A 9683-nucleotide genomic window follows, 5' to 3' on the forward strand; every position below is an offset into this window, starting at 1 on the left:
CCGGTACGGCGCGGGTCAAGCGTGGTATGGCCGAGATGCTCAAGGGCGGCGTGATTATGGACGTCGTCACCGCGGAGCAGGCGCGCATCGCCGAGGGCGCGGGCGCGGTCGCGGTGATGGCGTTGGAGCGGGTGCCCGCCGACATCCGCGCTCACGGCGGGGTGTCGCGGATGAGCGACCCCGAAATGATCGAGGGCATCATCGCCGCGGTGACCATCCCGGTGATGGCCAAGGTGCGCATCGGTCATTTCGTGGAGGCGCAGATCCTGCAGAGCCTGGGCGTGGACTACATCGACGAGTCGGAGGTGCTGACTCCGGCCGATTACACCCATCACATCGACAAGTGGAAGTTCACCGTGCCGTTCGTGTGTGGGGCGACCAATCTCGGTGAGGCGCTGCGCCGGATCGGCGAGGGCGCGGCCATGATCCGCTCCAAAGGCGAGGCCGGCACCGGCGATGTCTCCAATGCCACCACCCACATGCGGGCCATCAGCGGCGAAATCCGTCGGCTGACGTCGTTGTCGGAGGACGAATTGTATGTGGCGGCAAAGGAGTTGCAGGCGCCCTACGAACTCGTCGCCGAGGTGGCCCGCGCCGGCAAGCTGCCGGTGACGCTGTTCACCGCCGGCGGGATCGCCACCCCGGCCGATGCGGCGATGATGATGCAGCTGGGCGCCGAAGGTGTGTTCGTCGGCTCGGGCATCTTCAAGTCCGGCGCCCCCGAACACCGGGCCGCCGCGATCGTCAAAGCCACCACCTTCTACGACGACCCCGACATGCTGGCCAAGGTGTCACGGGGGCTGGGCGAGGCGATGGTCGGCATCAACGTCGAACAGATCGCCCAGCCGCACCGGCTCGCCGAACGCGGCTGGTAAGAACCTTCCGTGGCGATCGAAGAGATCCTCGACCTCGAGCAACTTGAGGTCAACATTTATCGCGGCAGCGTCTTCAGTCCGGAGTCAGGTTTTCTGCAGCGCACGTTCGGCGGCCATGTCGCGGGGCAATCGCTGGTGTCTGCAGTGCGCACCGTCGACCCGTCGTACCGGGTCCACTCGTTGCACGGATACTTTCTTCGACCCGGAGATGCCAAGGAGCGCACCGTTTTTCTGGTCGAGCGCACTCGAGATGGCGGATCTTTCGCCACCAGGCGGGTCACTGCCATCCAGCATGGGGAAATCATCTTCAGCATGGGCGCGTCCTTTCAGACCCATCAGGACGGCATCAGCCACCAGGACCAGATGCCGGCAGCGCCGCCGCCTGACGATCTGCCCGGATTGCGCTCGGTGCGGGTCTTCGATGACGCCGGCTTCCGGCAATTCGAGGAGTGGGACGTGCGGATTGTGCCGCGGGAGCAGTTGCAGTGTTTGCCCGGCAAGGCCTCCCAGCAGCAGGTGTGGTTTCGCCACCACGATCCGCTGCCCGACGATCCGGTGCTGCACATCTGCGCGCTCGCCTACATGAGTGACCTCACGCTGCTCGGTTCGGCGCAGGTCACCCACCTCAAGGAGCGCGAGCATCTGCAGGTGGCATCGCTGGACCACGCGATGTGGTTCATGCGGTCGTTCCGCGCCGACGAATGGTTGCTGTACGACCAGTCCTCGCCGTCGGCCGGCGGCGGTCGCGCCCTCACCCACGGGAAGATCTTTACCCAGCGCGGTGAGTTGGTTGCGGCCGTCATGCAGGAGGGGCTGACTCGTTATCGCCACGGATACCAGCCGTGAGCCCGCCGAAGGTCGGCGTCCTGGCACTGCAGGGGGACACCCGGGAACACCTTGCGGCATTGCGTGAAGCCGGAGCCGAAGCGATGCCGGTGCGCCGCCGCGACGAGCTGGACGCGGTGGATGCGCTGGTGCTTCCGGGCGGCGAGTCGACGACCATCAGTCATCTGCTGCGTGACTTCGAATTGCTGGCGCCGGTGCGGGCGCGGCTGGCCGAGGGCCTTCCGGCGTACGGCGCGTGTGCCGGCATGATCCTGCTGGCCAGCGAAATTTTGGATGCTGGCGCCCGCGGCCGCGAGGCCGTGCCGCTGCGTGGGATCGATATGACGGTGCGGCGTAACGCGTTTGGGCGCCAAGTCGATTCGTTTGAGGGCGATATCGCGTTCGCGGGCCTGGACGGCCCGGTGCGTGCGGTGTTCATCAGGGCCCCATGGGTCGAGCGGGCCGGCGAGGATGTGGAGGTGCTGGCCCGGGCCGCGGGCCACATCGTCGCGGTGCGGCAGGGCGCGGTGTTGGCGACGGCGTTCCATCCGGAGATCACCGGCGATCGTCGTATTCATCAGCTGTTCGTCGACATCGTCCGGGGTCGGCGCTGACGTCTCATCGGGCGCCTTCAGGTGCGCAGCATCATCGAGCCTGTAATTGTGCAGCCTCGCACTCGAACTTCCCCTGCAGAATTACAGGCTCGGTGGGCCGGAGCCGGCCAGGCGACCACCACCTGCGGTCCACGTAGACTCTTCTGGCGAAAACAGAACCCAATAAGAAGAGGTGCACCACAGCGATGAGCGGCCATTCCAAGTGGGCTACCACCAAGCACAAGAAGGCCGTCGTCGACGCCCGTCGCGGCAAGATGTTCGCCCGGCTGATCAAGAACATCGAGGTCGCAGCCCGTGTCGGCGGCGGTGACCCGGCGGGTAACCCGACCCTGTACGACGCCATCCAGAAGGCGAAGAAGAGCTCGGTGCCCAACGAGAACATCGAGCGGGCCCGCAAGCGCGGCGCCGGTGAGGAGGCCGGTGGCGCCGACTGGCAGACCATCATGTACGAGGGATATGCGCCCAACGGCGTGGCGGTGCTGATCGAGTGCCTGACCGACAATCGCAACCGGGCCGCCAGCGAGGTGCGGGTGGCCATGACGCGCAACGGCGGCACCATGGCCGATCCGGGGTCGGTGTCCTATTTGTTCTCTCGCAAGGGCGTGGTCACCCTGGACAAGAACGGCCTGACCGAAGACGACGTGCTGACCGCGGTGCTGGATGCCGGTGCCGAGGAGGTCAACGACCTGGGCGACACGTTCGAAGTGGTCGCCGAACCAGGTGATCTGGTCGCGGTGCGCACCGCGTTGCAGGACGCCGGGATTGACTACGAGTCGGCCGAAGCCGGCTTCCAACCGTCGGTCAGTGTGCCGGTCGATGTCGATGGCGCCCGCAAGGTGTTCAAGCTCGTCGACGCGCTGGAGGACAGCGACGACGTGCAGAACGTCTGGACCAATGTCGACGTGTCCGACGAGGTGTTGGCGGCTCTCGACGAGGAGTGAGCCGCTCCGGCGGTTAGTCGTATCCGTGCCGCATGTCCTCGACGATCCGCGGATGGTCCAGGGTCGACGGCTCGAGCGGGCGTGGCGCCACATCGCCCGGGAACACCGTGGCCGCATCCAGCACTCGCTGGTTGAGGAAACGCAGCGGCGGCGCATCACCGGGGAGCGTGGGCGTGGGGGCGGTGGAACCCAGGCACGCCAGGACGAAGCCCCAGTCGCCGAATGTGGGCACGTAAACGTGGTACGGCGTCACCGCGTACCCCGCGGTCTGCACCGACGAGACGGTGCGCCAGAACGCGGTCCGCGTCGAGAACGGGCTACCCGCTTGCACCACCATCAGCCCCCCGGGCGCCAGTGCGCGGGTGGCCAGGGTGTAGAACTCGGCCGAATACAAGCGGCCCAGCACGGGTGTGTCCGGGTCGGGCAGGTCGACGATGACCGCGTCGAAGGGCCCCTGGTCCGGGCCGTGCAGCCAGCTCATCGCATCGTCGATCACGACGTGCACGCGCGGGTCGTCCAGTGAACCTCCATTGGCCCCGCGCATGATGGTGCGTGCCAATTGGATGACCGTGGGGTCAAGTTCGACCTGAACGATCTGCCGCACGCCGGGTTGGCGCAATAGCTCGCGGGCGGCCAGCCCGTCGCCACCACCGAGCACCAGCACCGAACGGGCACCGCGGCCGAGCGCGGGGTAGACCAGGCTTTCGGTGTAGCGGTACTCGTCCACGGTGGAGAACTGCAATCCGCCGTCGAGGTAGAGCCGCAGGTCGTCGCCGCGTCGCGTCACCACGATCTCCTGATATGCCGTATGCCGGTAGGCGATGATCGGGTCGGCGTAGAGCAGCTGCCGGCTGGTCGTCTCGATCCCGCGCGCATTCGCCAACAGCGTCACCAGCAGCCCAAGCGCGGCGGCCAGCGCGCCCAGCGCCGTCGCCAATTGGCGAGCACCGACGACCCGCCGCAGCAGGAAGATCGACACGACGGCCGCGGCGACGAGGTTGACGATGCCGGTGGCCGCCGCGCCGCGGATCATCCCCAGATGCGGCAGCAGCAGAAACGGCCAACTGAGCCCGCCGAGCAAAGCGCCCAGATAATCGGCCGCGGTCAGGTTGGCCAGCGTCCGGCCGGTATCGGTCGCTTCGGCCACCCGGCCGCTCTGCAGCAGTGTCATCAGCAGCGGCACCTCGGCGCCGACGAGACCGCCGATCAGCGCGGTGCCCAGCGCCAGCACCCACCACGATCCGCCGATGAACGCGAACGTTACGTACAACGCCGCCGCCGACAACCCTCCGACAATGCCCAGCAGCACCTCGACCGCGATGAAGGTGATGGCCGCGTGCGCCAGCAGCGGTTTGACCAGCAGCGCGCCGGCGCCCAGCGCGGCGATGTAGCCAGCGACGATCAGTGACGTGGCGACGATGCCACCGCCGTCCAGGCTGGCCGACAGGGTAAGCAGCGCGAGCTCGTAGACGATGCCGCAGGCCGCGCACGCCGCGACGGCGGCCAGCAGCACCGCACGCCAGCGCGGCGAGGCCGCAACCGCCGCCTGCTGCGTCGACGTCATGACAGCGCTGCGGCGATCACACCTGCGACGGCCAGCATCATCACCGCCGTAGCGAATGCCGCCGGATGCAGCGTCGGTTCCTCGACGTGCTCGCGGAAGCGACCGGGCACGGCGATCTCGAGGATGAGCAGTGCCGCCCCCTGCAGCGTCACCCCGACGCCCCCGTACACAGCGACGTCGACCAGCCCCTGACCCAGCTGGTTGGAGCTGGTGTGAATGGCGGTGATGATGACGATGGCCAAAGCCGCATACATCGCCGAGGCCAGGACGACGGCGTTGGGCCGCCGATCGATGAACACCAGACGGCGCAGATTGCCCGGGGTCAGCACATCGACCATCAGGAAACCCGCGACCAGAACGGCGGCACCCACCAGGAAGTACAAAATGGTCGCCACCACGCCATGCAAGATCGGGGTGAGATTGACGGTGCCGAAATCGACTCCCGCCGCATACAACTGGCGCATGGCTGTCTCCTTTGGGTGCTCGTCCTACTTGCTGCCGCCAGGCCCGCCGGGGCTGCCGCCGGAGCCGCCCGACGGAGACCCGGGGGTGAATCCCGGGCCGAGGAAGACGAAGGAGCCGTGGCTGTAGCCGGCGCTCAGGGGTTCGACGCGGATGCTGCACGGGTAGGAGCCGTCGGGGCCAACGACCACGATGTTGTTGCGGTAGCGCAGGTATTCGTTGTCGCCGCTGGCCGCGCGGGCCGCGGGGGCCTGATAGCGGGCCAGCGTGTCGGCCACCTGATGTGCGGACCCTGTGCACAGGTACCGGGTTCCGTTGGCGTCGCGGGATTCTTCGCGGTAGTGAGACGCGATATACGAGCCGATGTTCCTGTTCAGCAGCACGACTCCGGAAACCAGCGACACCGTGGCTGCGACGGCCAGCCCCCCGGCAATCAGAAACAGGCGGTTGCGGCTCACGGTTGCCACCGGCTTGCGGTGTACACCACCGACCCGCCGGAGCCGGTGGGGTAGAGGTGCCAGGTCTGCCAGCGCCAGCCGGTGCCGACGGGTTCGGCCGCCAGCGCGGTCAGCGCGGCGTCGTCGCCGGGGAACATGCCGCCCAGCCAACCGTCGTCGCGCGCGCACCGCTGGCGCAACTCGTGTGCGAGGCGGCGAAACGTCGGCTCGTCATAGGTGTCGTTACGGGATTCCAGGCGGTAGCCGGGCGCCTCGGTGTGTGCCGGCAGACTCGCACCCTGGTTGCGGGCCGAACACGAGATCTGCTCGGAAAAGTTCGTGCCACCGTGGTTCACGGTGACCACATGCGATGCCCCCAGAACGCCGAGCAGCAGGGTGCCGCCGTCGGGGTGCTTCATCCGATAGGTGGCCAGGGGCCGGGGCGGCGGCGCGTTGATGGCCAGCCGCAACCGGGCCCCCGATACGTCAGCCGGAGCAACGGCAAGCTGATGAAGCGGCACCGATGGTCCTATGCGGACGCCGGGGGAGCGGGGTAGACGGTCAGCTCACCGGGCAGCACCGTTTTGCCGGTGGATATCTCCCAGGGCATGTCGGGCGCCCAGCGCTCGAATGACAACAACGCGGTCTCGTCGGGGCTGGTGTAGTCGACGTAGTCCATCTCGCCGCCCGCCGGCAGGCCCGTCGTCCCCTCGGTGGTGTAGCCGGCATGGCCGCGCTCCGATTCGTGGAACGTCACGCCGTCGAGCACCTGGTCGCCGTCGGGCTGCATGGCAAGGTTGGTGCGTTTCACCCACATGGCCAGCTCGAGGCGCCCGTCGTCGTCTTCGACGCTGAACCACATCGGCTGGTCGCCGCCCTCCAGCAAGTGCTCCCACCAGACGAACGGTCCCTGCCGGTAGGTGACCGATCCGCGAACCACATAGTCGACGCCGCCGTGGCTGACGATGGCGCCGGGGCCGAGTTGACGCGGGCCGAACTGGGGCATCGCGTTGAAAGACAGGGGATCTTGCCGGTTGCCCGGGGGCGCCGGGGTCTTAGGACGCTTGAGAGCGACGATGAGGACGAGAAGCGACGCGATGAACAATGCCACCGCGAGCACCACCAGCAGTGATCCCACCCCAACCCTTCCCTACGGCGAGCCGATGTGCGCCCTAACGTAACAGCTTTGCACCGGAGCGGGTCCCGATAAGAGGCACGCGTCGGTGTCACCGCGGGACCTGCGTTTCAACCGCGTGTCCTGCCCGGCCCTGTCACACCCAACCGCTAGGCTATCGAACAGCTGTTCGGTACGAAAGGGCCGTGAAAGGGCCGTGAAAGGGCGATGCGGTGCGGGTAATGGGTGTCGATCCCGGGTTGACGCGGTGCGGGCTGTCCCTGGTGGAAAGCGGACGAGGTCGCGACCTCGTCGCGCTCGATGTCGACGTGGTGCGCACCCCCTCGGACACGGCGCTGCCGAAACGGCTGCTGGCCATCAATGACGCCGTCGAGCACTGGTTGGACACCCACCGTCCCGACGTGCTGGCCATCGAGCGGGTCTTCTCCCAACAGAACGTCACGACGGTCATGGGTACCGCGCAGGCCGGTGGGGTGATCGCCCTGGCAGCGGCCAAACGCGACATCGACGTACACTTCCACACTCCCAGCGAGGTCAAGGCCGCGGTCACCGGCAACGGTGGCGCCGACAAGGCTCAGGTCACCGCGATGGTCACCAGAATCCTTGCGCTGCAAGCCAAACCGACGCCGGCCGATGCGGCCGACGCGTTGGCGCTGGCGATCTGCCATTGCTGGAGGGCGCCGATGATGGCCCGGATCGCGCGGGCCGAGGCGCTGGCAGCCCAGCAGCGTCACGCCTATCTGGCCAAGCTGAAGGCCGCGCGATGATCGCCTCGGTCCGCGGTGAGGTGCTGGAGGTGGCCCTTGATCACGTGGTGATCGAGGCGGCGGGTGTTGGTTACCGGGTCAACGCGACGCCGTCGACGCTGGCGACGTTGCGGCAAGGGACCGAGGCGCGGCTGATCACGGCGATGATCGTGCGCGAGGATTCGATGACGCTGTACGGATTTGCCGACCGGGAAGCCCGCGACCTGTTCCTGACGTTGTTGTCCGTTTCCGGTGTCGGGCCGCGCCTGGCGATGGCGACGCTGGCCGTACATGACGCCGCGGCGCTGCGCCGGGCGCTGGCCGACGGCGACGTCGCGGCGTTGACGCGGGTGCCCGGCATCGGCAAACGCGGCGCCGAACGGATGGTGCTGGAGTTGCGCGACAAAGTGGGTCCGGCGGAGACGGCCGCTCCGGCGCTCAACGGTCATGCGGTACGCGCACCGGTGGTGGAGGCCCTCGTCGGGCTCGGCTTTGCCGCCAAGCAGGCCGAGGAGGCCATCGACAAGGTGCTGGCCGGAGACGCCGAGGCCACGACGTCGGGCGCATTGCGGGCCGCCCTGGCGCTGCTGGGTAAGGCCCGATGAGCGACGAACCGTCCGACCGCGACGTATCGCCGGCGCTAGCCGTGGGCGAGGGCGATATCGACGGCAGCCTGCGGCCCCGCTCGTTGCGCGAGTTCATCGGCCAGCCCCGGGTGCGCGAACAGCTCCAGCTGGTCATCGAGGGAGCCCGAAACCGCGGCGGCACACCGGATCACATCTTGCTGTCCGGCCCTCCGGGTCTGGGTAAGACGTCGCTGGCGATGATCATCGCCGGCGAGCTCGGGACGTCGCTTCGGGTGACGTCGGGGCCGGCGCTGGAACGTGCGGGCGACCTGGCCGCGATGCTGTCCAACCTGGCCGAGCATGACGTGCTGTTCATCGACGAGATCCACCGGATCGCCCGGCCCGCCGAGGAGATGCTGTATCTGGCGATGGAGGATTTCCGGGTCGACGTGGTGGTCGGCAAGGGTCCCGGCGCCACCTCGATCCCGCTGGAGATCGCGCCGTTCACCCTGGTCGGTGCCACCACCAGGTCCGGGGCGCTGACCGGCCCGCTGCGGGACCGGTTCGGCTTCACCGCGCACATGGACTTCTACGAGCCGCACGAGCTGGAGCGGGTGCTGGCCCGCTCGGCCGGCATTCTGGGCATCGAACTGGGTGCCGAGGCCGGGGCGGAGATCGCCCGCCGCTCCCGGGGAACGCCGCGGATCGCCAACCGGCTACTGCGGCGCGTCCGTGACTTCGCCGAGGTCCGCGCCGACGGCGTCATCACCCGCGACGTCGCCAAGTCGGCGCTCGAGGTCTACGACGTCGACGAGCGGGGCCTGGACCGGCTGGACCGCGCGGTGCTGTCCGCGCTGACCCGCAGCTTCGGCGGCGGCCCGGTCGGGGTTTCGACGCTGGCGGTCGCGGTCGGTGAGGAGGCGGCCACGGTGGAGGAGGTGTGCGAGCCGTTCCTGGTGCGTGCCGGGATGATCGCCCGTACGCCGCGCGGCCGGGTGGCCACCGCGCTCGCCTGGACGCACCTGGGCATGACCCCGCCGGCGGGCGTCAGCGGGCTGGGCCAACCGGGGCTGTTCGACTAAGCGAAACGCTAGGGCGATCCGTTGGTTCCGTTGGCGCCGCCAAGGATGCCGCCGGTGCCACCGGTGCCACCAGTGCCACCGTTGACGCCGTTGCCGCCGTTACCGCCGAAGCCGTACAGCGTCGGGGTGAAGGCGCCGTTGTCGACGAGGCCGACGTTGCCGCCGTTGCCGCCGTTGGCAGGACCGCCTGTGCCCTGGCCGGCGTTGCCGCCGTTACCGGCGAAGTTGAGGGCGAGGAAGCCCCCGGCGTTGCCACCGGCACCGCCGTTACCGCCGGTGCCGGTGACACTGTCGCCGCCAAATCCGCCGACACCGCCGACGCCCAGGCCGGTGAGCGCCGCGCCCTGGCCGGCCTGGCCGCCGGCACCCCCGGTGGTCACGCCGAACCCACCCTGGCCGCCGCCGCCGCCGATGCCCGCACCGACGAGCACCGCCG

Annotated in this window: 12 protein-coding genes and 1 pseudogene; 7 read left to right on the top strand and 6 right to left on the bottom strand. The window is 68.5% G+C overall.

All coding sequences use genetic code 11. The features are described 5' to 3' along the window. The 4 genes from pdxS to B4U45_RS25425 form a co-directional block, all read left to right on the top strand. Nucleotides 1-875 (top strand): pyridoxal 5'-phosphate synthase lyase subunit PdxS (gene pdxS / locus B4U45_RS25410; RefSeq protein WP_089025339.1); only part of this gene is annotated, 875 nt, incomplete at its 5' end. A 9-nt stretch (nucleotides 876-884) separates the two neighbouring features. Continuing rightward, nucleotides 885-1721 (top strand): acyl-CoA thioesterase II, encoded by an 837-nt coding sequence (gene tesB, locus B4U45_RS25415; RefSeq protein ID WP_075548253.1) that lies wholly within the window; start codon nucleotides 885-887, stop codon nucleotides 1719-1721. Beyond that, a complete protein-coding gene (gene pdxT / locus B4U45_RS25420; protein ID WP_075548252.1) occupies nucleotides 1718-2314 on the top strand; it encodes a pyridoxal 5'-phosphate synthase glutaminase subunit PdxT in 597 nt (198 codons plus the stop codon). Before tesB ends, pdxT begins: the two co-directional genes overlap by 4 nt. A gap of 185 nt (nucleotides 2315-2499) precedes the next feature. Then, nucleotides 2500-3255 (top strand): YebC/PmpR family DNA-binding transcriptional regulator, encoded by a 756-nt coding sequence (locus B4U45_RS25425; protein WP_075548251.1) that lies wholly within the window; start codon nucleotides 2500-2502, stop codon nucleotides 3253-3255. Nucleotides 3256-3268: 13 nt separating this feature from the next. Here B4U45_RS25425 and B4U45_RS25430 read toward each other — a convergent pair whose 3' ends face one another. Genes B4U45_RS25430 through B4U45_RS25450 form a run of 5 tightly spaced genes read right to left on the bottom strand, consistent with a single transcriptional unit; the run spans nucleotide 3269 to nucleotide 6856 of the window. Next, nucleotides 3269-4819, bottom strand: a complete 1551-nt coding sequence (locus B4U45_RS25430; RefSeq protein ID WP_075548250.1) for a polyamine aminopropyltransferase — start codon at nucleotides 4817-4819, stop codon at nucleotides 3269-3271. Then, nucleotides 4816-5274 (bottom strand): DUF350 domain-containing protein, encoded by a 459-nt coding sequence (locus B4U45_RS25435; protein ID WP_075548256.1) that lies wholly within the window; start codon nucleotides 5272-5274, stop codon nucleotides 4816-4818. Before B4U45_RS25435 ends, B4U45_RS25430 begins: the two co-directional genes overlap by 4 nt. 33 nt (nucleotides 5275-5307) lie before the next feature. Further along, nucleotides 5308-5739 carry a DUF4247 domain-containing protein gene (locus B4U45_RS25440; protein WP_075548249.1) on the bottom strand — a complete coding sequence of 144 codons (432 nt, stop codon included), beginning with the start codon at nucleotides 5737-5739 and terminating at the stop codon, nucleotides 5308-5310. After that, nucleotides 5736-6239, bottom strand: a complete 504-nt coding sequence (locus B4U45_RS25445; protein ID WP_075548248.1) for a DUF2617 family protein — start codon at nucleotides 6237-6239, stop codon at nucleotides 5736-5738. The genes B4U45_RS25440 and B4U45_RS25445 overlap by 4 nt, the downstream gene beginning before the upstream one ends. Before the next feature lie 8 nt (nucleotides 6240-6247). Next, complete coding sequence (locus tag B4U45_RS25450; RefSeq protein WP_122526429.1) at nucleotides 6248-6856, bottom strand: DUF4178 domain-containing protein; 609 nt, start codon at nucleotides 6854-6856, stop codon at nucleotides 6248-6250. 209 nt (nucleotides 6857-7065) lie between these two features. Between B4U45_RS25450 and ruvC the strand changes: the two genes are divergently transcribed. Genes ruvC through ruvB form a run of 3 tightly spaced genes read left to right on the top strand, consistent with a single transcriptional unit; the run spans nucleotide 7066 to nucleotide 9247 of the window. Next, on the top strand, nucleotides 7066-7620 hold the full coding sequence (gene ruvC, locus B4U45_RS25455; protein WP_075548246.1) for a crossover junction endodeoxyribonuclease RuvC: 555 nt from the start codon (nucleotides 7066-7068) through the stop codon (nucleotides 7618-7620). After that, nucleotides 7617-8204 carry a Holliday junction branch migration protein RuvA gene (gene ruvA, locus B4U45_RS25460; RefSeq protein ID WP_075548245.1) on the top strand — a complete coding sequence of 196 codons (588 nt, stop codon included), beginning with the start codon at nucleotides 7617-7619 and terminating at the stop codon, nucleotides 8202-8204. The genes ruvC and ruvA overlap by 4 nt, the downstream gene beginning before the upstream one ends. After that, nucleotides 8201-9247, top strand: a complete 1047-nt coding sequence (gene ruvB, locus B4U45_RS25465) for a Holliday junction branch migration DNA helicase RuvB (RefSeq protein ID WP_075548244.1) — start codon at nucleotides 8201-8203, stop codon at nucleotides 9245-9247. The genes ruvA and ruvB overlap by 4 nt, the downstream gene beginning before the upstream one ends. 8 nt (nucleotides 9248-9255) lie before the next feature. Here the strand turns inward: ruvB and B4U45_RS25470 are convergent. Further along, nucleotides 9256-9683, bottom strand: a pseudogene (locus tag B4U45_RS25470) (PE family protein); the annotation flags it as partial.

The organism is Mycobacterium persicum (genome assembly GCF_002086915.1).
In the GTDB taxonomy this organism is placed as follows: Bacteria; Actinomycetota; Actinomycetes; order Mycobacteriales; family Mycobacteriaceae; genus Mycobacterium; species Mycobacterium persicum.

Excerpts from the sequence above, each read along its gene's own strand:
- B4U45_RS25425 (WP_075548251.1), top strand. The coding sequence starts at position 2,500 with ATGAGCGGCCATTCCAAGTGGGCTACCACCAAGCACAAGAAGGCCGTC.
- ruvB (WP_075548244.1), top strand. The coding sequence starts at position 8,201 with ATGAGCGACGAACCGTCCGACCGCGACGTATCGCCGGCGCTAGCCGTG.
- ruvA (WP_075548245.1), top strand. The coding sequence starts at position 7,617 with ATGATCGCCTCGGTCCGCGGTGAGGTGCTGGAGGTGGCCCTTGATCAC.
- B4U45_RS25430 (WP_075548250.1), bottom strand. The coding sequence starts at position 4,819 with ATGACGTCGACGCAGCAGGCGGCGGTTGCGGCCTCGCCGCGCTGGCGT.